21 protein-coding genes and 1 pseudogene are annotated in these 23,822 nt (G+C 31.5%); 13 read left to right on the top strand and 9 right to left on the bottom strand.

The annotated features are described in order from the left end of the window. Positions 1-374 precede the first annotated feature (374 nt). Positions 375-1,247 carry an AraC family transcriptional regulator gene (locus RHP49_06475; protein WNH13896.1) on the top strand — a complete coding sequence of 291 codons (873 nt, stop codon included), beginning with the start codon at positions 375-377 and terminating at the stop codon, positions 1,245-1,247. Here the strand turns inward: RHP49_06475 and RHP49_06470 are convergent. The 5 genes and pseudogenes from RHP49_06470 to RHP49_06450 all read right to left on the bottom strand — a co-directional run bounded on the left by RHP49_06470 (position 1,237) and on the right by RHP49_06450 (position 4,833). Then, a complete protein-coding gene (locus RHP49_06470; GenBank protein WNH13895.1) occupies positions 1,237-1,905 on the bottom strand; it encodes an HD domain-containing protein in 669 nt (222 codons plus the stop codon). The genes RHP49_06475 and RHP49_06470 overlap by 11 nt on opposite strands. A gap of 196 nt (positions 1,906-2,101) precedes the next feature. Further along, positions 2,102-3,100, bottom strand: coding sequence for an acyl-ACP desaturase (locus RHP49_06465; protein WNH13894.1), 999 nt, complete (start codon positions 3,098-3,100; stop codon positions 2,102-2,104). 11 nt (positions 3,101-3,111) lie between these two features. Further along, positions 3,112-3,847, bottom strand: a pseudogene (locus RHP49_06460) (lysophospholipid acyltransferase family protein). Between the two features lie 75 nt (positions 3,848-3,922). Continuing rightward, entirely contained in the window at positions 3,923-4,312 is a 390-nt protein-coding gene (locus RHP49_06455) for a hypothetical protein (GenBank protein ID WNH13893.1), read from the bottom strand. A 110-nt stretch (positions 4,313-4,422) separates the two neighbouring features. Continuing rightward, complete coding sequence (locus RHP49_06450) at positions 4,423-4,833, bottom strand: BrxA/BrxB family bacilliredoxin (protein WNH13892.1); 411 nt, start codon at positions 4,831-4,833, stop codon at positions 4,423-4,425. Between the two features lie 211 nt (positions 4,834-5,044). On the opposite strand from RHP49_06450, the gene RHP49_06445 reads away from it, so the two are divergent. The 4 genes from RHP49_06445 (at position 5,045) to RHP49_06430 (ending at position 8,758) form a co-directional block, all read left to right on the top strand. Continuing rightward, on the top strand, positions 5,045-5,809 hold the full coding sequence (locus RHP49_06445) for a DnaJ domain-containing protein (protein ID WNH13891.1): 765 nt from the start codon (positions 5,045-5,047) through the stop codon (positions 5,807-5,809). A 108-nt stretch (positions 5,810-5,917) separates the two neighbouring features. Next, positions 5,918-6,457, top strand: a complete 540-nt coding sequence (locus tag RHP49_06440; protein ID WNH13890.1) for a sigma-70 family RNA polymerase sigma factor — start codon at positions 5,918-5,920, stop codon at positions 6,455-6,457. A gap of 11 nt (positions 6,458-6,468) precedes the next feature. Beyond that, the gene (locus RHP49_06435) at positions 6,469-8,220 is read left to right on the top strand and encodes an energy transducer TonB (protein ID WNH13889.1); all 1,752 of its coding nucleotides are present in this window, start codon (positions 6,469-6,471) and stop codon (positions 8,218-8,220) included. Positions 8,221-8,305: 85 nt separating this feature from the next. Continuing rightward, complete coding sequence (locus RHP49_06430; protein ID WNH13888.1) at positions 8,306-8,758, top strand: DUF1569 domain-containing protein; 453 nt, start codon at positions 8,306-8,308, stop codon at positions 8,756-8,758. A gap of 68 nt (positions 8,759-8,826) precedes the next feature. Here the strand turns inward: RHP49_06430 and RHP49_06425 are convergent, their stop codons facing one another. Both RHP49_06425 and RHP49_06420 read right to left on the bottom strand, forming a co-directional pair. After that, positions 8,827-9,081: a hypothetical protein gene (locus RHP49_06425; protein WNH13887.1), complete on the bottom strand. Its 255-nt coding sequence runs from the start codon at positions 9,079-9,081 to the stop codon at positions 8,827-8,829. Positions 9,082-9,131: 50 nt separating this feature from the next. Continuing rightward, the gene (locus RHP49_06420; GenBank protein WNH13886.1) at positions 9,132-10,148 is read right to left on the bottom strand and encodes an LD-carboxypeptidase; all 1,017 of its coding nucleotides are present in this window, start codon (positions 10,146-10,148) and stop codon (positions 9,132-9,134) included. A 276-nt stretch (positions 10,149-10,424) separates the two neighbouring features. Here RHP49_06420 and metG point away from each other — a divergent pair, with 276 nt between their 5' ends. From metG to RHP49_06395, 5 genes are all read left to right on the top strand, one after another. Then, positions 10,425-12,491 carry a methionine--tRNA ligase gene (metG, locus tag RHP49_06415; GenBank protein ID WNH13885.1) on the top strand — a complete coding sequence of 689 codons (2,067 nt, stop codon included), beginning with the start codon at positions 10,425-10,427 and terminating at the stop codon, positions 12,489-12,491. Positions 12,492-12,705: 214 nt separating this feature from the next. After that, positions 12,706-13,173, top strand: coding sequence for a lipocalin family protein (locus RHP49_06410; protein WNH13884.1), 468 nt, complete (start codon positions 12,706-12,708; stop codon positions 13,171-13,173). Between the two features lie 15 nt (positions 13,174-13,188). Then, positions 13,189-13,893 (top strand): OmpA family protein, encoded by a 705-nt coding sequence (locus RHP49_06405; protein ID WNH13883.1) that lies wholly within the window; start codon positions 13,189-13,191, stop codon positions 13,891-13,893. A gap of 209 nt (positions 13,894-14,102) precedes the next feature. After that, positions 14,103-14,621, top strand: a complete 519-nt coding sequence (locus RHP49_06400; protein ID WNH13882.1) for a ferritin — start codon at positions 14,103-14,105, stop codon at positions 14,619-14,621. Between the two features lie 314 nt (positions 14,622-14,935). Next, positions 14,936-17,053: a Tex family protein gene (locus RHP49_06395; GenBank protein WNH13881.1), complete on the top strand. Its 2,118-nt coding sequence runs from the start codon at positions 14,936-14,938 to the stop codon at positions 17,051-17,053. Between the two features lie 50 nt (positions 17,054-17,103). On the opposite strand, the gene RHP49_06390 is transcribed toward RHP49_06395, so the two are convergent. Beyond that, entirely contained in the window at positions 17,104-17,535 is a 432-nt protein-coding gene (locus RHP49_06390) for a TerB family tellurite resistance protein (GenBank protein ID WNH13880.1), read from the bottom strand. A gap of 335 nt (positions 17,536-17,870) precedes the next feature. Here RHP49_06390 and mfd point away from each other — a divergent pair, with 335 nt between their 5' ends. Together mfd and RHP49_06380 are read left to right on the top strand one after the other, a co-directional pair. Then, positions 17,871-21,218 (top strand): transcription-repair coupling factor, encoded by a 3,348-nt coding sequence (mfd, locus tag RHP49_06385; GenBank protein ID WNH13879.1) that lies wholly within the window; start codon positions 17,871-17,873, stop codon positions 21,216-21,218. A 37-nt stretch (positions 21,219-21,255) separates the two neighbouring features. Continuing rightward, positions 21,256-22,584, top strand: coding sequence for a TlpA disulfide reductase family protein (locus RHP49_06380; protein ID WNH13878.1), 1,329 nt, complete (start codon positions 21,256-21,258; stop codon positions 22,582-22,584). An 89-nt stretch (positions 22,585-22,673) separates the two neighbouring features. Here the strand turns inward: RHP49_06380 and RHP49_06375 are convergent, their stop codons facing one another. Further along, on the bottom strand, positions 22,674-23,033 hold the full coding sequence (locus RHP49_06375) for a YraN family protein (protein WNH13877.1): 360 nt from the start codon (positions 23,031-23,033) through the stop codon (positions 22,674-22,676). A 134-nt stretch (positions 23,034-23,167) separates the two neighbouring features. Here RHP49_06375 and RHP49_06370 point away from each other — a divergent pair, with 134 nt between their 5' ends. Continuing rightward, positions 23,168-23,821: a metal-dependent transcriptional regulator gene (locus RHP49_06370; protein ID WNH13876.1), complete on the top strand. Its 654-nt coding sequence runs from the start codon at positions 23,168-23,170 to the stop codon at positions 23,819-23,821. The last annotated feature ends 1 nt before the right edge of the window (position 23,822 follow it).

Genomic DNA, 23,822 nt, shown 5'->3' with positions numbered 1-23,822 from the left:
AAAAAGTGAGCCACCACAGCTCACTTTACCAACTAAACTAAATAAGACATTAAACTAATTATTAATGAATATTGTAAACTCTTTATTATCAGAGCTATTATATGTTTTTTAAATCTTTTAAGTTTTAATTATCGTGTAACTTTAATAAATACATTACTAAATGTTTTACGATAGCATATATTACTAATAATCTGCAAGACAAAATTACTGCAGAAGTGAAGTAAAAAAAACATCAAATTTGACCTATTTATATGCTAAATTATCTGTTAACTAAATGTTAAATGAGTGTGATGATAAAATAACACACAATTTCGGTAATAAATGATACGTTTCCAGAGTTATATATTGTAATTTTGTAATATAATAGATTTGTTATGATTAATAAAAAACCAACTTTTAGGAAGCTCACCCCTAGTTTCGGAAGTTCTATATTAGTTAAGCAACATGTAGATACTGTAGATAAGAATGGTGCATATTGGCATTTTCATCCAGAATTGGAGCTTATTTATATTAACAAAGGGCAAGGAAAAACACATATTGGTAACCATTTATCTTATTTTAATAATAGTCAACTTATATTAATAGGATCTAATTTACCTCATAATGGGTTTACAGATAGATTAACTGCAAACGGTACAGAAACGACTATACAGTTTAGGTCTAATTTTTTAGGAGATGACTTTCTTAATGTTCCAGAAATAGCTCCTATAGTATCTTTATTTGAAAGAGCAAAAAAAGGAATCCGATTTAAAGTAGGTACCAAAAAGAAGATAGGATCTAAAATTGAAAAACTTTCAGAATATGATGGTCTTAAGCGTGTCTTGAAATTTTTAGATATATTGAATTATTTAGCAAAAACAGATGATTATAATTTGTTGAATGCTGATGGTTTTGCTTTTGAAACTGAAGCACAGGATAGTTCTAAAGTAGATGTTATTTTTAAATATGTTAATAAAAATTTTCAAAAACATATTACTTTAGATGAAATAGCAAATGAGGTAAGTATGACTGTACCAGCATTTTGTCGTTATTTTAAGAAAGCAACTGGGAAAACATTCACACAATTAGTTAATGAATATAGAGTAGTACATGCTACAAAGTTACTTAACGAAAGCCAAATGAGTATTGCCGATGTTTGTTTTGAATGCGGATTTAATAATTTCTCGCATTTTAATAAGCAGTTTAATGAGATAACAGGTAAAAGCGCATCAAGTTATAGAAAGGAAATAAAGATGATTATAGGTTAGTACCGTGCCATTCTTTATAAAATTGATCTAAAAAACTTAACATGTAATCGTGGCGTTCATTGGCTATCTTTTTTCCTGTTTTAGTATTCATTTTATCTTTTAACAACAATAGTTTTTCATAAAAATGATTGATTGTTGGAGCTGTTGAGTTTTTATACTCCGATTTACTCATATTAAGATTTGGCTTTATATCTGGATTGTAAAGTGCTCTATTTTTAAAACCACCATAATTAAAGCATCTTGCTATACCAATAGCGCCAATGGCATCTAATCTATCGGCATCTTGTATAACATTTAATTCTGCAGATGTGAATCGTTCTGTTTTGTTTGTTGAAAGACTCATTTTAAAAGAAATATTTTCAATAATATTTATAACATGTTCAATAACTAAAGAGTCTACATTTAGTTTAAATAAAAATTCGCGTGCTAGTTTAGGTCCAAGGGTTTCATCGCCATCATGAAATTTACTGTCGGCAATATCGTGTAATAAAGCACCTAGAGAAACTACAAAGTTATCTACAGATTCATTTTTAGAGATGAGTAATGAATTATTATAAACTCTTAGGGTATGAAACCAATCGTGCCCGCCTTCTGCATGGGCTAGCGTTTCTTTTACAAACGTTTTTGTTTTATTAATAATGTCTTCTGAGTTTGTCATTGTTTAATACCATTTATCAGTTAAATTTATCGTAATAAAACGCCTTTTTTTTTCTTTCTATTCAAAATAAAAAGAAACCGTAAGTAATGCTATGCTTTATTTTTATTTTCCACTAAATTCAATTAATAACTGGTGTAAAAATAAAAATTCCTTTCGGTTGGGAAAGGAATTTTTTTAAAGATATAATGTGTTATAATTATTTTATTATTGCTGGTTCTACCCATCTAAATTGAAAAGAGTTTTCTGGAACTTTCATGCGCTCTGCAACACGAAACATTCTAGAAGGTAGTTTCATTAAGTAATCTCTTGCTTTTTCGGCTTCATCATTAAGGTTTGAAATTTTATCTATTTCCCAACGTTTAATGAGTTTTTCTAAAATGTCAATATAATCCATTGAAGTATAAACACCTATGCGTTGTGCTGTGTTTGAAAATTCTTCAAATGCCGATCCTATTTTGCCACCAGTTTCTCTTAAAAAGTGAGCTGGCATCGTTATTTTTTGTTTCATCATGTAATGAAAAGCCATCATCATTTGACTTGGGTCTACTTCAAAAATGCGCTCCACAAATTCCGAATAAGCATGGTGGTGTCTCATTTCGTCTCCAGAAATAATTTTACACATTTTAGATAAACGCTTGTTGCCTTTATCTTTAGCTAATTTAGCTACACGATTATGCGACACATACGTTGCTAATTCTTGAAAACTGGTATAAACAAAGTTTTTATAAGGATCTCTATCGGTACCAATATCAAAACCATCGGCAATAAGATGTTGCGTCGTAATTTCTATTTCTCTCATATTTACACGACCAGAAAGATATAGGTACTTATTAAGCACATCGCCGTGTCTGTTTTCTTCTGCAGTCCATTGGCGCACCCATTTAGACCATCCAGTTTGTCCGTTAACTTGGTCGACACCTTCAACATCCATAAGCCACGATTCGTAGGTTGGTAATGCTTCTTCGGTAATCATATCACCTACTAAAACCACCCAGAAATCATAAGGCAATTCTTTTGCTAATTCTCTAATCTCTTTAACTTCTTCAAAAAAAGCGTTATCATTTGTTTCAGAATTTGGCAAAAAATCTGTTGGTTGCCAGATACTTTCAATTGGGATCAAATATTTTTCTACTAATGCATCAATGTCTTTTTCTAAAAACTGCATCACTTCAAATCTCTTATTTTTTAAAGACATAATTTATATATTTAAGGTATTATATGTTGTTTAATAGTTGTTTCAATACTATTAATAAGTTCTTGTTTATCTACAAAGGTAGCAACTTTTAAAGGCTTATGCACAGTAAAAGTGATATGAGTGCCTAAACCCATTGGAAATTTACCATAACGGAACATTTTCCAAGAGTTGTTTATAGTAATAGGGACAATTAAAGCGGATGGAATTTTTTTAATTAAAATTTCCAAACCTTTTGTTTGAAATGGTTTTGGTTCGCCATTTTTACTTCGTGTGCCTTCAGGAAAAATAACAGCAGTTCGCTTATTTGTTTCAATATACTCACCAAACTTTATAAGAGCAGGGACTGATTGGCGTGGGTTCTTTCTATCGATTAAAGCCGCGCCTCCATGGCGTAAATTGTAAGATACACTTGGAATGCCTTTTCCTAATTCTATTTTGCTAATAAATTTAGGATGATATTTACGCATGTACCAAGTAATAGGATAGATATCGTGTAAACTTTGATGGTTAGCTACTATTATAAGGGGTTGATTAATGTCTATTTGGTGTGGATTGTTAAACGTAAAACGTGTGCCTAAAATATTTGCGCAACGCATTAATGTAAATTGTAATCCATCAACACTTTTTTTATGTGCTTGATAGCCAAAAACATTAAAACAAAACCACTGGATAGGATGAAAGACTATAAGTGTTAAAAAAAAACAGGTAATAAATTATGGTTAAAGGGTAAGACAATAGTTTTTGCATGTCGCAAAAATAAAAAAACCACAATAAAATTATGGTTTTAATTTTTTAATTCCAGTCTTATAATAAATTATTGGATTAATATACGGGAATACAGGTGTTGTTTTTGCATTCGATACTTAATGGAGGTGTTACAAAGGAACAATCAGATGCAATGTTCCATTTTTGATTAAAATCGGCTTGTTTTTCATTGAATTCATTAACTAAACCTTCTAATCTATCCGTATCAATTGAAGTAGAATATGTTAAATAGCTCCAAGGACCTCCACATGGTTTGCTGCCAAAAGCTATAAATTTGCATGTGGTAGTTTCATTGCAAATAGAGGTATTGGCTAAATCTTCAATAATTTTTTTAGAAACATTTAATGATTCTTTTTCCTCTTCCATAGTGATAGTGTTGTTGTCTTCACATTGAAAAGCCATAAATAATAAACAGACTGAAAATAAAGGAACTATTATTTTTTTCATAAAAATGCAGTTTATTATTAAGATGCCAATTTATAAAAAGGGTTGCGTGATTAAATAAAAAACCCACGATTATCGTGGGTTTTTTTGCTATATAATTGTTTAATGCTATTCTAGCAATGCTCGTTATAAGCATCAACAAGGTTTTCTGCAATTAATTCTGCAGGACGTCCTTCAATATGGTGGCGTTCTAACATGTGTACCAATTGGCCGTCTTTAAATAATGCCATACTTGGTGAGCTAGGAGGAAACGGAACCATATAACCACGAGCAGCATCAACAGCTTCTTTGTCAACACCTGCAAAAACAGTTACAATATGATCTGGTTTTTTATTGTTAGCTAAACTCATTCTAGCACCTGGACGTGCGTTAGCTGCTGCACAACCACAAACTGAATTTACAACTACAAGAGTAGTACCTTCTTTTGCTATAGCCGCATCAACCGCTTCGGCAGTATGTAATTCTTCAAAACCAACATTTGTTAAATCTTCGCGCATTGGTTTTACTAATTCTGCTGGATACATATTTTTTAAATTTAAATAATTAACAATTTTTTAGATTGCAAAGATACCAATTGTGTAACAATAAGGTATAATAATCAACTAACTAATATTATATTTCCGCTCGTTTTTTTATTTTATTAAATAGGTGAGCGTGAACCGACTTAATATACTTTATTCTTTTAAGAGAATGATTTTATATGTAGGTTTGACGATAAATAAAATAGATACTTACATGAGTTTTTCAAAATGGATAGGCGCTTCTTTAGGCTGGTCGTTTGGAGGTCCAATTGGGGCTATTATTGGTTTAGCATTAGGTAGTGTGGTTGATGCATTAGCAGATGGAAAAGAGCAACCGCAATTACAAGGACGAAGAAGAACAACTTATCGTACACAACCACAAGGCAGACCACAAACACAATCGGGCGATTTTGAAGTAAGCTTGCTTGTTTTAGCATCTATTGTTATAAAAGCTGATGGGGTTCAAGACCAACGTGAGTTAGATTTTGTGCGTCAGCAATTTGTAAATATGTATGGAAAGGAACGTGCCAATCATGCTTTTAAATTGTTTAAAAATATAAGCAGACAGAAAAATATATCTACAAGGCAAGTGTGTTTTCAAATTAAACAAATGATGGATCATCCGTCTCGTTTACAATTGATGCATTTTTTGTTTGGTATTGCGAAAGCCGATGGGACGGTTACCGAAGATGAGGTAAAACAAATTTATACCATGGCTGGTTATTTAGGAATTAGCTCGCGAGATTACGAGAGTATAAAAGCCATGTTTTATAACAGCAGCGATAATGCTTATAAAGTTTTAGAAATAACTAAAAGTGCTACGGTAGATGACATTAAAAAAGCCTACCGAAAAATGGCTAAAAAATACCATCCAGATAAAGTGATTCATTTAGGCAAAGAACACCAAAAAGGCGCCGAAGAAAAGTTTAGACAGGTACAAGCTGCTTACGAACAGATACAGAAAGAACGTAGGTTTTAAATTCCTGAGAAAGCAGGAATCTTATTCAGTTAAACTAAATGTTTAATTTTTTTAAAATATTTTAGGTGACCTTTTAGCATAATGACCATTAAGTAATAAACCAGTTTTATGAACGATAAAAAAATCTTAGAACTCTTTAAAGATGGTCAGCGGGAAAATGCTTTTAGTAAACTATATAGCCTATACCCTAAAATTGAAGCCTTAGTTTTATCTAAAGGCGGACAAAAACAAGATGCTTTAGATGTATTTCAAGAAGCATTAATAATTTTAAATAGAAATCTAGAAAAGTCAGATTTCAAACTTACTTCATCTTTTTACACTTATTTATATTCGGTATCTCGATTTATTTGGAAAGATGCTCAAAAGAAATTTTCAAAAGAAGAACTTCATAATTTAAACGATACAGAAGTTGAATACTTCAACAGTGTTTTAGAAGAAAAAAAATACCAACTCGCAGAGCATGCATTTCTCGAATTAGGAGAACGATGTCAGCAACTTTTACAACTGTTTTACAACAAAGCCATGTCTTTTAAAGAGATAGCGAAAGTGATGCAATTTAAATCTGAAAAAATTGCAAAAAACCAGAAGTATAAGTGCTTAACAAAAGCAAAGAACATCTATCAAACTAGTAAAACGGTTCAATCTTAATTCGAGAAATCATGGAAAATTATATAGAAAATATAGAGTTAATTAATAGTTATTTAAACAAAGCACTTTCTGAAAGTGAGATTCTAATTTTTGAAAACCGTTTAAAAACCGATTCAGATTTTAACTCTCTTTTTGATGAGCATACTTTGTTTTTAGAAGGTTTAAAACGTCAGAAATTAAAAACAGACATTGTGAAAGCGAAACAGATTTATGTTAGAAATAAATGGTTTAAGGCTTTAGGAATTTTAATTTCTGTTTTAGCTATTGCTGTAGTTTTTTATGCTATAATTTCAAATAAACCAGAAGAACCAATTCAAAGTAAAAACCTTAATGATAATAGTATCGTAGTTGATACTATTCCAATTAAAAAAGCTATTGAAACTTCAATTAAAATAAATGAACCAATAATTTTAAAAGATTCTGTTTCTCCTAAAAAAGAAGTTGTAAAAGTTGTAGCATTAAAACCAATTAACAACGTTGAGACTTCATTTAAAAAAACACCTCAAAAACTAAAAATAAACACACAAAAAGATACTGTTTTAGTTTGTAAGGAAGGTACTAAACTAATTATAAAAGCAAACTCATTTGTTGATGCTAAAGGCGATATTATAAATGGAAACATTAATTTGAATGTTACAGAATATTACAAGTTATCTGATATGCTTTTAGCTAATTTAAGTACAATATCAAACGGAAAACAATTAGAAACAGGAGGTATGCTTTTTATTGAAGCTAAAAAAGGTGAAGTAGATTTAAAGTTAAAAGAAAATACAAGTATTGAAATTTTATTTCCAACAAAAAACAAGAAAAAAGATATGCAATTGTTTTCTGGCGAATGGAAAAATGGCTTAATTAACTGGAATCTTGAAGATAATGCAATAACAGAAAGTGTTGAATTTAAAGAATTTGAAGAAGATATTGATGTCCCTTTTGCTGTTGTTCAAGTGCCTCCAATATATCCAGGTTGTGAGAATCTCGATAAAGCATCTCTTAGAAAAAATTGTACTAGTGATGCCATTAGTAAATTTGTACAAAGAAAGTTTAATACTGACATAGCCTCTATAATTGGCTTAACAGGAAGACAAAGAATTAATGTTATTTTTAAAATTGATAAAAATGGAGATGTAGCGAATATCCGAGTCAGAGCTAATCATCCAGATCTAGTTGAAGAAGCTCAAAGAGTTATTTCATTATTACCAAAAATGCAACCTGGTAAACAAAGAGGGGAAGCGGTTTCAGTACCTTATTCATTACCTATTATTTTTCAAGTTGATGAGAATACTACAAATAATAATATTCCCCGTGTAAATGCAAGACTCTCAAATATATTAACAGATTCAATAATTACTAAAAAATTAGAAACAAAAATTGCAAGTAAAGATTTTAGTGTTTCAGACGTTAATAATTATATTTTAAGAAGTTCTTTTTTGGGATGGATAAACTGTGATAGATTTAGAAGTAATAGAAGCAGAATTAAATATAAATTCAAAATTAAAAACTCGGAAGGCGCCATTATTAATATGGTTTTTAAAGAAATTAATTCTGTTTTACCTAGCAGTAAGTATGGAGAAGTATATGATTTTAAAGAGGTGCCAAATGATGAAGACGTTATTCTTGTTGCTATTAAAAAAAATAAAGGAAAGCTTTATTTAGATTTTCTTGAAACTAAAACCCAAGAGAACCCTAATTTAGAATTTAACTTTAAAGAAGTTACTATTCAAGAACTTAAAAATAAATTAAAAGCGTTAAATAAATTGTTTTAATTTACCTGTTCTAATCTTTTAAATCTGAATTTATATTCCTTTTTTATTAATTTAGAAGACTTTAACAGATTAATTATAAAAAGTAATGAAAAACATCTTCGATTTAAAAGAAACCAATATAATTATTGATAGAATTAATAAGTTAGATGCCTATGCAAAACCGCAATGGGGAAAGATGAGTGTTGACCAAATGTTGGCACATTGCAATGTGACTTACGAAATGATTTATGATAATATCCACCCAAAACCCAACAGGTTTAAAATATGGATGCTTAAAGCTATTATAAAACCTTATGTTGTTGGAGAAAAGCCATACAAGAAAAACAGTAGAACCGCACCAGAATTTATTATTTCAGATGCCAAAGAGTTCGATTTAGAAAAAGAAAGGTTAATAGAATATATTAAGAAAACCCAAAGTTTAGGTCTGGCTTATTTTGATAATAAACCATCATATTTTTTTGGAAAATTAACAGCTAGTGAATGGAATAATTTGTTCTATAAACACTTAGATCACCATTTAAGTCAGTTTGGGGTGTAATTATAAAAAACCCAACTAAACAATATAGCTTAGTTGGGTTTTAGAATTTTTAATTTGTGAAAAATTTTCTAAAGCTCTAGTGTTTCTTTACTAGTATATACTTTCGTATCGTTTGCTTTATCAAAAATCATTACTATTTTATTTTCAGAATCTAAATAAACCGATGCTAATTTCCAACCATCATTTTCAGATGCTTCTAATAAGCATTTGCGTACATCTGAATTGTTCAAGTTTAAGTTAGAATTTTTAATAGTATCTGCTTTAGCATTAAATGAAAATAAAAGCGTCATAATCACTGCTAATAATTGTAATTTTTGTTTCATAGAATTTATGTTAAGGGGTTAATACAGTCCTAAGATTATAACATATTCTATTAATTATTAAAAATAATGGTTGATTGACCAGTATTCACCGTTAAATCAACCGTTCTGCCCAAAATTAAAGCACGATTATCTTTGGCGTGTCCTGCATGCATATTAAAAGCCACTGGAAAGTCATAATCTGATAAAACATCTAAAATAAGTTGTTCAATAGATGTTCCCCAAGGTGTTGTGTTTTTTTTAATTTTGGTCATATCGCCAATAATAACACCTTTACAATTATCAAAATACCCTGCACGTTTTAAACTTTGTAGTAGTCGGTCAATATGATATTTATATTCGCCTATTTCTTCAATAAAAAGTATTTTTCCCGAAGTATTCATAATGGTTTTAGATCCTAACATGGTTTGTAAGATTGATAGATTTCCTCCTATTAATTCACCAGTAGTTGTTCCTGTTTTGTTATAACTAGAGCCTTTTAAGGTATAAGATAGCGGTGTACCAAAAAGCGCTTTTTTAAAAGTTGAAATGGTCTCTTTTATGGTTTCGGCATCATCTTGTAAGCTGGTACACATCATAGCATGCAAACTCTCAAAACCTTCATTGTGAATTTGACTGTGTAGCGCTGTAATATCCGAATAGCCTATAACCCATTTCGGATTCATTTTAAATTTAGTATAATCTAATTTATCTAAAATTCTAACCGCACCGTAACCACCACGAGCACACCAAATGGCACTAATTTTTGGGTCGTCTAAAGCGTTTTGTAAATCTTCACAACGTTCATCATCGGTACCGGCAAAATGATTTGCTTGATTAAAAACATGTTTGCCAACAACCGCAAGTAATCCCCAGCTTTTTAAGAGTGATTTTGCTTTTTCAATTTCCGGATTTCTATTTTTTAAAATCCCCGAAGGCGCAACAATGGCAACAGTATCGCCAACTTTTAAGTAAGGAGGTTGTATCAATGTACTAGTTTTATTTAATGATATGTTTTGAGCTGAAAGGTCTGCTATTCCTAACAAAAAAATAGCTAAAAACAATATATAGGTTAATGAGATTTTTGACATAATGTAAATGTACATTTTTTTAGTGAAATTCTATTTTGAAAAGTTTGAAAGACGAATTCAAAATAGTTGATTGAACTAATCCCGCTTTTTTCTGCGGGATCTTTTGTTTAATACTTTTTATTTTCTAAATCGTACTCAAAATGCGTACTTTTACGGCTTGAAAATGAACTGTCATTTCGAGCGAAATCTGGGAATCTGTTGAATTAAAATTTAATTTAAAAGATTGCTGCAGTCGTATTTCCTCCATAATGATGATATAAAATAATTTTTAGATTGATGAATACACCAAAACGATATACCATTACTACTGCGCTTCCTTATACAAACGGTCCCATTCATATTGGGCATTTAGCTGGAGTGTATGTGCCTGCCGATATTTACGCACGTTATTTACGATTAACAGGAAACGATGTGATACTTATTGGTGGTAGTGATGAGCATGGTGTTCCAATTACTATAAAAGCGAAAAATGAAGGAGTTTCACCCCAAGATATTGTAGATAAATATCATGCTATTATCAAAAAATCGTTTGAAGATTTTGGTATTACTTATGATAATTATTCACGTACAAGTGCTAAAATTCATCATGAAACAGCTTCCGAGTTTTTTACAACGTTAAATAATAAAGGTGAATTTATAGAAGAAACCACCGAGCAACTTTATGATGAAGAAGCGAATCAGTTTTTAGCCGATCGATTTGTAACAGGTACGTGTCCAAAATGTGCAAATGAAGAAGCTTATGGCGACCAATGTGAAAAGTGCGGAACCAGTTTAAATGCTACAGATTTAATTAATCCAAAATCTGCTTTAACAGGAAATGTACCGACTTTAAAAGAAACAAAACATTGGTTTTTACCTTTAGATAAACACGAAGAATTTTTAAAGGAATGGATTTTAAAAGGTCATAAAAAAGATTGGAAACCCAATGTTTACGGACAAGTAAAGTCGTGGATTGATGATGGTTTACGTCCTAGAGCAGTAACTAGAGATTTAGATTGGGGTATTCCTGTGCCAGCAGAAGGTGGCGAAGGCAAAGTATTGTATGTTTGGTTTGATGCACCTATTGGCTATATATCATCAACTAAAGAATGGGCAGCACGCGAAGGAAAAGATTGGGAACCGTATTGGAAAGATAAAGACACTAAATTAGTACACTTTATAGGGAAAGACAATATTGTATTTCACTGTATCATTTTCCCTGCGATGTTAAAAGCAGAAGGTAGTTATATTTTACCCGATAACGTGCCTGCAAATGAGTTTTTAAATTTAGAAGGTAACAAACTTTCAACATCAAAAAATTGGGCAGTCTGGTTGCCAGAATATTTAAAAGATTTTCCTGGTCAGCAAGATGTATTGCGTTATGTGTTAACAGCAAATGCACCTGAAACTAAGGATAACGATTTTACATGGAAAGATTTTCAAGCAAGAAACAATAACGAGTTGGTTGCTATTTTCGGAAACTTTATTAACCGTGTTGTGGTATTAACAAATAAATACTATGAAGGCATTGTGCCAACACCAAGTGAATTACTTCAAGTAGATGAAGAAACTTTGGCAGCTGTAAAAGCATATCCAGATGTTATTTCTAGTTCTATTGAGCGGTACCGTTTTAGAGAAGCGGGGCAGGAACTTATGAATTTAGCCCGTTTAGGAAATAAATATTTAGCTGATGCTGAACCTTGGAAAGTGGTTAAAGTTGATGAAGCACGTACCAAAACCATTATGTATGTGGCGCTTCAAATAGCGTCTGCCTTAGCAACATTGAGCGAGCCGTTTTTACCATTTACTTCTACAAAACTTAAAAAGATCTTAAATGTCACGTTGAGCGCAGTCGAAACGTCATGGAATGAAGTTAGTACAAAACAAGTGTTACTTCCTGCAGGACACCAAATAGGAAAAGCAGAATTGCTATTTTCTAAAATAGAGGATGAAACCATTCAATTTCAGTTGGATAAACTAGAAGCTAGTAAAAAAGCAAATGAAATTGCCAATGCTGTTGTAGAACCTCAAAAAGAGACGATTACTTTTGACGATTTTACAAAGTTAGACATTCGTGTAGGAACTATTCTGGAGGCCGAAAAAATGCCGAAAGCTAAAAAACTACTGGTTTTAAAAGTAGACACAGGTATTGATGTTCGTACTATTGTTTCTGGTATTGCCGAAAGTTTTACAGCCGAAGAAGTAGTAGGCAAACGTGTAACTGTTTTGGTAAACTTAGCACCAAGGGCCTTACGTGGTGTTGAAAGTGAAGGTATGATTTTAATGACTGAAACACCCGATGGTAAATTGGTGTTCGTAAATCCAGACGATGCTAATGTTGGTAATGGTTTGCAGGTAAGTTAATTACTCATTTTATTATTCTTTTATAGTATCATTGATACTAAGTATTAAGGTTTTTACAATTTAATTATTGTTAAAAAGTGACTTTTATTATATGTGGGTGTCTTACTCTTATATATGTTAATCACTAAAATCCTTTCGATAAATTATATGGTTAAAGCATCTAAAAGTTCAGAATATTCGTATATTAAATTATAACAAACAAATCAAATAATTTATGAAACAATTAATCCTTTTATTATTTACCATTAGTTTGGTGTCTTGTGGAGCTTCAAAAACAGTTAGAACTTCTAAAAAAGTCATTAAAGGAGAATGGACCTTAAGTTCTATTTCTTATAGTGAAGCAGGAACTTATAATGTTACTTTACTTAGTGATGCATCAAAAGCATGTTTTGAAGGCAGTACTTGGCAATTTATTCCTAATAATAATACAGGAATTTATACTATTAATGATCCTAGCTGCTCAACAGGAGCTCGTAATTTTGTGTTTACAATTCAAGAGATTGATCAACAAACTGGTCTTTATGATTTTTTATTAAAGCCTACTGATGAAAAACACAAATCAGATACTAATCAAGGATTTAGATTGAGCTTAACATCATTGTCTGAAGCTGCAATGCAATGGCAACAAACAGTGTCAGTTGATGGGAAACCATTTACTATCATTATGAATTTTACAAAATAATATATAAATAAACATATGAAAACATTAGTAAATAGAATTGGAATAATCGTTTTAGTACTTGTTTTAACTTTTAGTTTAACAAATTGTGGTGCTATTCAAAACGCAAATAATAAACAAAAAGGAGCCGTTATTGGTGCTACTGGTGGTGCTATTTTAGGTGCTATCATTGGAAATAATGTCGGTAAAGGCGGAAACGGAGAATTAGGAGCTGTTATTGGTGGTGTTATTGGTGGTGGTGCAGGAGTTCTTATTGGAAATAAAATGGATAAACAAGCGCAAAAAATTGAAGAAGAAATTCCAGGGGCAGAGGTAGAGCGTGTAGATAATGGTATTGTTATTACTTTTGATGAAAGTAGTGGTGTGTATTTTGACACTAATAAATATAATATCAATACTGCATCACAAACAACACTTAATAAACTAATTGGGGTTTTTAAAGAATATCCTGATACTAATATTTTAGTTGTTGGGCATACAGATAGTCAAGGTGCAGAAGAATATAACATGACTCTTTCTAAAAACAGAGCCTATGCCGTTACCAATTATTTATCGCAAAATGGTATATTTAATAGTAGACTTACAACAAACTGGTTTGGAGAAACACAACCGCTTCATGATAATGCAACAGTAGAAGGGCGAGCAAAAAACAGACGTGTAAATGTCGCTATTTTGCCAAATGAAAAAATGATAGAAGAAGCTAAAGCACAAGCTGGAAATTAATTTTTTTTATAATTATTTAAATCCCGTTTTCAATAACTTTTTGAAAGCGGGATTTTTTTTACCCTTTTTTTTGGTATAAAATATAAATAAGTCATTTTAGAATTACTGAATTAGAAATTATCATGATTTTTATATGTTTCTAGTATTAATTGTTAAGCTAAGGTTTTAGTAGTCTTAAAGATTTCAGTAACTTTACAAAAAGCAATATCATGTTATCAAAAATCATAGAAAAATCACTTAATGACCAAATACGAATTGAAGCTGAATCATCTCAAATATATTTAGCTATGGCGTGTTGGGCAGAGGTAAAAGGTTTAGAGGGTGTTGCAGGGTTTATGTATGATCAGTCGGATGAAGAACGCGACCATATGTTAAAGCTTGTAAAGTTTGTAAATGAGCGTGGAGGACATGCACATATCTCTGAATTAAAAGCACCTAATGTTACTTTCAGTTCTTTTAAAGATATGTTTGAAATGTTATTTAAACATGAAGTTTTTGTGTCAGAAAGTATTAATGAGTTAGTTCATATAAGCCTACAAGAAAAAGATTATGCCACCCACAATTTTTTACAATGGTACGTTTCTGAGCAAATTGAAGAAGAAGCTATGGCTAGAACTATTCTTGACAAGATAAACCTTATAGGTGATGATAAGGGCGGACTTTATTTGTTTGATAGAGATATTCAACAGTTAACAGTTAATTCTGCATCTGCTGATACAGCGCAATAATTATTTAACAATTAATCTTATTTAGATTTAATAAAAATAACTTATTTTTGTCTCATAATCTAAACTTTAGATTCTGTTTTGGGCAAAAAGAAGAAAAAAAGGCTATTAAAGAGTTACAACGAATCGGTATTATTACTACTGATAAAGTAAAAAGTAGCTGTTGTAAAAAATTTAAAAAAGGCGAGAACAAGCGTTGTAAAAAATGCCCTTGTTTCGATTTATTTAAAAAAGTTGCTTAAGTATTACTACAATTTTAAATTAAAATATAAATTAGACCTGTCAGGAAAACTTGATAGGTTTTTTTATTAAATAGCATGATAAAATTTATAATTTCTCAAACTCAACTTCCAGAGCAATCTGTAAAAAACACCATTGCATTACTTAATGAAGATTGCACCATTCCGTTTATTTCGCGTTACCGAAAAGAAGCTACTGGTAATTTAGATGAGGTTCAAATAGGCGATATTGTAAAATTTAAAGAGCAATATGAAACTTTAGAAAAACGCAAAAAAGCCATTTTAAAAGCTTTACAAGAACAGGCTGTTTTAACATCAGAATTACAACAAAAAATAGAAGCAGCTCAAGATTTAATAGCGTTAGAAGATTTATACTTACCCTATAAAAAGAGTCGAAAAACAAAAGCAGAAAAAGCAAGACAAAACGGATTAGAGCCTTTAGCAAAAATCATTATGTCTCAAAATGCAAATAATGTGGAGTCCATTGCTTTCAAATATGCAAAAGGAGAAGTGAATTCGGTTGAAGAAGCCTTAGAAGGCGCGCGCCATATTATTGCCGAATGGATTAATGAGCGTACCGATATTCGAAATAACATTCGTCAGCAATTAGAACGTTTTGCTATGATTTCCACGAAAGTGGTAAAAACAAAAGCAGACGATGAAAAAGCTCAAAAATTTAGAGATTATTTTGATTGGGAAGAAAGCCTTAGCAGAATACCATCACACAGATTACTCGCTATTTTAAGAGCAGAAAACGAAGGTTTTATTCGGGTTAAAATTTCTATTGATGACGACCGTGCTTTAAATAAAATTGAAAGCAGAATAATTAGAAGTCGTAATGCTTGCGCAGAACAGATAGACATGGCTATTAAAGATGCCTATAAACGTTTATTACTACCTTCGTTAAGTAACGAAGCCTTGCAAATAGCTAAAGATAAAGCCGATGAATCTGCCATAAGCGTTTTTGCTAAAAATTTAAAGCAACTGTTATTAGGGTCACCATTAGGTGAAAAACGTGTTTTAGCCATCGACCCAGGGTTTAGAACAGGTTGTAAAGTGGTTTGTTTAGATGCACAGGGACAATTAAAATATAACGAAACTATTTACCCGCATCCCCCAAAAAGCGATAGTATTGGTGCCATGAAAAAGATAAGTTCGTTAGCCGATGCTTATAAAATTGAAGCCATTGCTATTGGAAATGGCACCGCTTCACGAGAAACCGAAGCCCTTATAAAAAAGATTCATTTTAAAAACGATGTGCAAGTTTTTGTAGTGAGCGAAGCAGGTGCGAGTATTTATTCGGCATCAAAAATTGCTCGTGAAGAATTCCCAGATTACGATGTTACGGTTAGAGGTTCGGTATCTATAGGAAGACGATTGCAGGACCCTTTAGCAGAATTGGTTAAAATTGATGCTAAATCTATTGGAGTAGGACAATATCAGCATGATGTCGATCAAACTAAGCTTCAAAAACAATTGGATGTAGTGGTTGAAAATTGTGTGAACTCGGTAGGTGTAAATATTAATACCGCTAGTAAAAGCTTATTGAGTTACGTATCCGGGATTGGTCCAAAACTGGCTGAAAACATTTTTAATTATCGAAATGAAAATGGTGTTTTTACTTCAAGAACAGATATTAAAAACGTACCACGATTGGGAGGCAAAGCGTTCGAGCAAGGCGCCGCGTTTTTAAGAATAAAAGATGCTAAAAATCCGTTAGACGATTCGGCAGTACACCCCGAAAGTTATACCATAGTTACCAAAATGGCGAAAGATTTAGGCAAATCGGTTGAGGATTTAATTGGTAATTCAGAACTACTTAAAAAAATAGATTTAAAACACTATTGCACAGCATCGGTTGGTTTGCTTACATTAGAAGATATTATTAAGGAATTAGAAAAACCTGGTTTAGATATTCGAGAACAAGCCAAAGTGTTTACTTTCAATCAGAATATAAAAACTATTAATGATTTACGCGAAGGTCAATTGCTTCCTGGCATCGTTAATAACATTACCAATTTTGGTTGTTTTGTAGATGTTGGAATAAAAGAAAGTGGTTTAATTCACGTTTCAAATTTATCAGATAGTTTTGTAAAAGACGTGAACGAACACTTGAGTTTACATCAGCAAATTATAGTAAAAGTGCTAGAAGTTGATGTTCCGCGAAAGCGTATTCAATTAAAGTTGTATAAATAAAAAATGCGAACTTAATAGTTCGCATTTTTTATATCAAAATCGATAAATTCTTATCTATTCATATTTTTCATATCGTCCACAAAAGTCTCTAAATCCACACCATTATGTACTAGTGTTAAAGCTTTGTCTATAATATATTTTACGTTTACAGCATGAAAACCTAAACCAACAGAAATCTTTTTTAATAATGCAATTTCTTCTTCACCTTCAATGTGGTCAATATGTACCATACGTACTAAATCGTATAAACGCTCTAAACGACGATCATAGTCATAAGGTGGATTAATAGGATGTTTTTGATAATCTTTTAAAATGATCTGGTAATCTCCTTCACTAATACCTAAGTTACGAGCTAATCTATCTAAAAACGCCTTTTCTTCATTAGAAATAGCACCATCAGCCATAGCTACACGAACTATAGAAGCAAAATGATCTTCATTACGCTTTTTAAACCCACTATCAAATAAATCTGAAAACGACATATATTTTTGTTTTATTACTTGATGCAAACCTACATATTTTTTTTAATAAACTAAACTGAAAAAATTAATTTTTTGGGTATTACCATCATCCTGAATTTAGTATAGGAACGGGTTCGGCTTTTGGAAGAAGTTCATTCTGAAGAAAGTCGAAGGGCTCTCAATGAGGGGTTTTAATCTCGACAGTTATCGGGGCTAAATCTCTAACGGAACTAAAAAGATAATCTACGACCTTTTGGTTGTGATAATTTATATAGCACAAACCATAGTAAATTCTTTTCAAACTACTTTAAAAATGATCCGAAACCTTATATTTGCAAATCGAAAAACAAAATGACGTGAGTAAAACTATTCTCTCGCAAACTTATGCACAGACTTTGCAAACGCAAAATCTGAAAACTTCTATTGTCCATTCTCAAAGTAAAACACATTTAAAAGGCCTTGTAGGCTCTTCGTTTTCATTTGTAATATCTAGTGTTTTTAAAGAAGTAGATAAACCTTTTTTAATCGTTTTTAACGATAAAGAAGAAGCTGCTTTTTATCTAAATGATTTAGAACAATTATGTGGTGATAAAGATGTGCTATTTTATCCTGGAAGTTATCGAAGACCTTACCAGATAGAAGAAACCGATAATGCTAATGTATTGTTGCGAGCCGAGGTTTTAAATCGCATAAATTCTCAAAAAAAGCCAGCCATCATCATTACGTATCCTGATGCGCTTTTTGAGCAGGTTGTAACCAGAAAAGAATTAGAACGCCATACCTTAAAAGTATCGGTTAATGATAATTTATCTATCGATTTTGTAAATGAAGTATTGTTCGAATATCAATTTAAACGAGTCGATTTTGTTACCGAACCTGGAGAGTTTTCGGTACGTGGTGGTATTGTAGATGTGTTTTCGTTTTCGCACGACCAGCCTTATAGAATCGAGTTTTTTGGTGATGAGGTTGATAGCATTAGAACCTTTGATGTCGAGACACAATTATCTATAGAGCAGATAAAAAAAATAAACATTATCCCTAATGTTGCCAATAAATTATTAGAAGAAAAACGTCAAAGTTTTTTAAAATATATTGCTCAAAAAACAGTTGTTTATTTTAAAAATGCCGATTTATTCTTTTCAAGAATAGACGATTTTTATATCAAAGCAGAAGAAGCCTTTAAAACACTGTCGTCAGATATTAAGCATGCCGAACCAAACGAGCTGTTTTGTAATTCTGAAATGCTAAAAAGGCAGTTATTAGAGTTTTCTATTGTTGAGTTTGGTAATTCTGCTTTGTTTAGTGCAACTAATGCATCGCAATCAATAGAATTTAATACCTCGCCACAACCTTCATTCAATAAGCAATTCAATTTGTTAATTGAAGATTTAAACACCAATCACGATAAAGGCTATACTAATTATATAGCCTGTGTTAGTGAACAACAAGCCAAACGATTTCATGATATTTTTGATGATGTAGAAGAAGATGTTCATTATAAAACCATCGTTTTATCATTACATCAAGGCTTTGTAGATCATGATTCTAAAATAGTTTGTTATACAGATCATCAGATTTTTGAACGTTACCATAAGTTCCATGTTAAAAATGGCTATGCTAAAAAGCAAGCCATCACTTTAAAAGAACTTACAAATTTAGATATTGGCGATTATGTTACGCATATAGATCATGGTATTGGGCGATTTGGAGGACTTCAAAAAATAGATGTAGAAGGTAAAAAACAGGAAGCTATTAAGTTGGTTTATGGTGAGCGCGATGTGTTGTATTTAAGCATCCATTCCCTTCATAAAATCACCAAGTTTAATGGAAAAGATGGGAAACCACCAAAAATTTACAAACTTGGTAGTGCCGCTTGGAAAACTTTAAAAGCTAAAACAAAAGCACGTGTAAAACATGTAGCGTTTAATTTGATAAAACTTTACGCCAAACGTAAAACCGAAAAAGGCTATCAATACAAACCAGATAGTTACATGCAACACGAGTTAGAGGCATCTTTTATTTACGAAGATACACCAGACCAAAGTACTGCGACTGCCGATATAAAAGTGGATATGGAAAGCGAACGCCCCATGGATAGATTGGTTTGTGGCGATGTTGGTTTTGGTAAAACGGAAGTTGCTATTCGTGCGGCTTTTAAAGCGGTGGATAACGGAAAGCAGGTCGCTGTTTTAGTGCCAACAACCATTTTGGCATATCAGCATTCAAGAACTTTTGCAGCTCGTTTAAAAGAATTCCCTGTAACGGTCGATTATTTAAACCGATTTAGAACGGCTAAAGAAAAAAGAGAAACCCTTGAGGCTTTAGAAGCTGGGAAAGTTGATATCATTATTGGGACGCATCAGCTTGTTAATAAAAATGTAAAATTCAAAGATTTAGGACTTCTTATTGTTGACGAAGAACAAAAATTTGGAGTTGCCGTAAAAGAAAAGCTAAAAACACTAAAAGATAATGTAGATGTGTTAACATTAACCGCAACACCTATTCCGCGTACGCTTCAATTTAGTTTAATGGCAGCACGCGATTTATCGGTTATAACAACGCCACCTCCTAATCGTTATCCTATAGAAAGTCATGTTATTCGATTTAATGAAGAAAGTATTCGTGATGCCGTGAGTTATGAAATTGAACGCGGCGGACAAATATTTTTTATTCATAACCGTATTGAAAATATAAAAGAAGTGGCTGGTATGATTCAGCGTTTGGTTCCCGATGCTAAAATAGGCATTGGTCATGGTCAAATGGAAGGTAAAAAACTTGAGCAACTTATGTTATCGTTTATGGATGGCGCTTTTGATGTATTAGTAAGTACAACCATTGTTGAAAGTGGTCTTGATGTACCTAATGCAAACACCATTTTTATAAATAATGCTAATAATTTCGGATTGAGTGATTTGCACCAAATGCGTGGTCGTGTTGGACGAAGTAATAAAAAAGCATTTTGTTATTTTATAACGCCTGAGTATTCGGCAATGACGGACGATGCTAGAAAACGAATTACAGCTTTAGAGCAGTTTACAGAATTAGGAAGCGGATTTAATATTGCTATGAAAGATTTAGAAATTCGTGGCGCTGGCGATTTATTAGGCGGTGAACAAAGCGGATTTATAAATGAAATAGGGTTTGATACCTATCAGAAAATATTAAACGAAGCTATTGATGAACTTAAAGAAAATGAGTTTAAAGATTTGTATAATGAAGATGAAGCCGATAAAGTTTATGTAAAAGAAGTGACTATCGACTCCGATTTTGAATTGCTATTTCCAGATGATTATGTAAATAATATTGCTGAACGTTTAAATTTGTACACTCAGCTAAATAATTTAAAAACTGAAGTAGAATTACAGACCTTTGAAAAAGAATTAATCGATCGTTTTGGAGAGTTGCCAAGTCAAGTGACCGATTTATTAAATAGTGTCCAAATAAAGTGGTTGGCTACTAAAATAGGTTTCGAGAAAATTATCATGAAAAAAGGTAAATTTGTAGGCTATTTTATAACCGACCAGCAGAGTAACTTTTATCAAAGTAATGGATTTACTAAAGTACTTCAATTTGTACAAAAAAATCCTAGTATTTGTAAAATGAAAGAAAAGCAAACGCGTAATGGTTTGCGATTATTATTAACTTTTGAATCTGTTAAATCTGTAAAACAAGCATTAGAATTATTAAAACCTATTGTGGCTTGATTATTGATTTTTATGAAATATAAATAAATTAGTATCCATGTTAAACCGAATTATTGTCTTGGTAGTTTTATTGCCAACATTTCTTTTTGCTCAGCATACCATAAAAGGAATATTCTCTCCAGCTAAAGACTATAATGTTGCTTTATTGTATAAGGCGATGCCTACCATTTCAGAATATATTACTAATGCAGAAATAAAAGAGGACGGAAGCTTTCAGTTTCAATTAGATTCTACAGCAGCAAAAGGCATGTATAAATTAGTATATGCTGTACCGCAAGAAGATTATAATTTTGATATTATTTATAATGGAAAAGAAGATATAGTACTTACTTTTAATTCGGAAACAGGTGTAAAATTTACATCTTCTTCAGAAAATAAACTATTAGCGTCTTATACGAATAGCATGTCTATGGTTACTCAAAGTATTGGTAATTATTATAGACAACAAAGTAAAGATACTACAGCGTTAAAAGCCATCTTTAAAACACAAAGAGATACGCAGTTAAGTTTTGAAAAAGCAGCGAAAGGTACTATTGCACTTCAATTTATTAAAGCTAATAAACCATATATTCCTAAAAAATATGAAAATGTAAAAACATATATTAAAAATTTAGAAGCACATTATTTTGATTATGTAGATTTTAATAATATAACATTACAAAGCTCTAGTTTTTTAGAAGAGCGCATGTTAAATTATGTGTTCGGAATGACTTCTGAAACGTTAGATGAAGAAGCAAACTATAAAAAGAATATCGATGTTTTTTATGGTGCTATGAAAACAGCTCCTAATAAGATTAAGAGGATTCTTTTATTAGATTTATGGCAGCAACTTGCTGATTTAGGAAATGAGTCTGTTGCAAATTATATTTCTGAAACGTATTTAATAGATGTTGCTTTAGCTTTAAACGATCAACAATTAGTTAAAGATTTATTGTTGTTTAAAAGGGTTTCTTTAGGTGAAAAAGCACCCGATTTTTCAATAGAAATTGAAAAAGACAACAAGAAAATAACTAAAAATTTAAGTGCATTAAATACTGCTGAAAACTACATTGTTTTGTTTTGGAATAGCACGTGTTCACATTGCTTAGATGAGGTTCCGCGTTTAGATGCTTTTGTGAAATCTCAAGACAAAGGAAAGACTCAAGTCATTGCCATTGGTTTAGAAGATAATGATAAATTGTGGAAAAATAGAATTTTAAAATTACCAAATTTTATTCATGTGCTTGGGTTAGGTAAATGGGAAAATGATATAGGGAATGATTATGGAGTAACAGCAACACCAACCTATTTCATTTTAGATAAAGAGAAACACATCATAGCAAAACCAGAAGATTTAGAGGCTGTAAAAGCTTTTTTTGAAGAATAGTTTGTCGTTCCTAGGAAAACAGAAATCTATTTTAGACTCTAAATTTTAGTGTAAATTCTTTTTTGCTTAATGAATAAATAACAAAGGATTTAAAAATGATAAAAGGCGTTTTCTAAATGTTCAATATTGAAAGTGCCACCTGCTTTCACAATCGCAATAATATCAAAGCGGACTTCTACATCTAAATCGTTTACACTCACATAGTCATCAACAGCTTTTACAAGGCGTTGAATTTGTTTCGGTTTTACAAAATCTTGCGGATTTCCAAAATCTACTGTCGAACGTGTTTTTACTTCAATAACAGCTAATATGTCATTTTTTTTGGCAATAATATCAACTTCGGCTTTTTCAAAACGGTAATTACGCTCTATAATCTGGTAATCGTTTTTCAACAGAAAATCAACGGCTAATTGCTCTCCTTTTTTACCAAGTTCGTTGTGTTGTGCCATTTTACTAAGATATAAATAATTTGTTATTAGATATTTGATTTGGTATTTCTGAAAGTTTATTATTTTTAGTCTAATCTAAAAGTATTTTTACTTTAAGGTAAATTACTGTATCTTTGTATTATATTTTTTAGAATATGGTTTCACTATCAGAAGAAAATTATTTAAAAGCTATTTATCAGTTAGGGCAACAAGGAAGTCTTGCTGTAAGTACGAATGCAATTGCAAAAAAAATAGAGTCTAAAGCCTCTTCGGTTACCGATATGATTAAAAAATTAGCTGAAAAAGACTTAGCTAATTATGTTAAATATCAAGGGGTTAGTCTAACCGAAAAAGGGCGTATGGCAGCAGCTTTGGTTATTAGAAAACATCGCCTATGGGAAGTGTTTTTAGTAGAAAAGTTGAATTTTTCTTGGGATGAGGTTCATGATGTAGCAGAACAGTTAGAACATATAAAATCGTTAAAATTAGTAAACGAATTAGATGATTTTTTAGGAAACCCCACACACGATCCACATGGTGACCCTATACCAGATAAAGACGGAAATTATGCGCCTGTAAAAAGTGTGAATATTTTAGATTTAGAAACAGGAAAAGAAGGTGTTTTAGCATTAGTGAAAAATTCATCTGATGTGTTTCTAAAATATTTAAACAAGAATAATTTGGCATTAGGAGACGCTATTAAGGTTTTAGATTTTGAACCTTTTGATAATTCGTTAACTATAGAAACCAAATTTAAAAAAATGATTATTTCTAAAGAAGTTGCTCAAAATTTATACTTAAGTATTTAAT

Source organism: Flavobacteriaceae bacterium HL-DH10 (assembly GCA_031826515.1).
In the GTDB taxonomy this organism is placed as follows: Bacteria; Bacteroidota; Bacteroidia; order Flavobacteriales; family Flavobacteriaceae; genus Thalassobellus; species Thalassobellus suaedae.
Note: the sequence above shows the minus strand (reverse complement) of the source record. Positions and strands in the feature narration are given on the sequence as shown.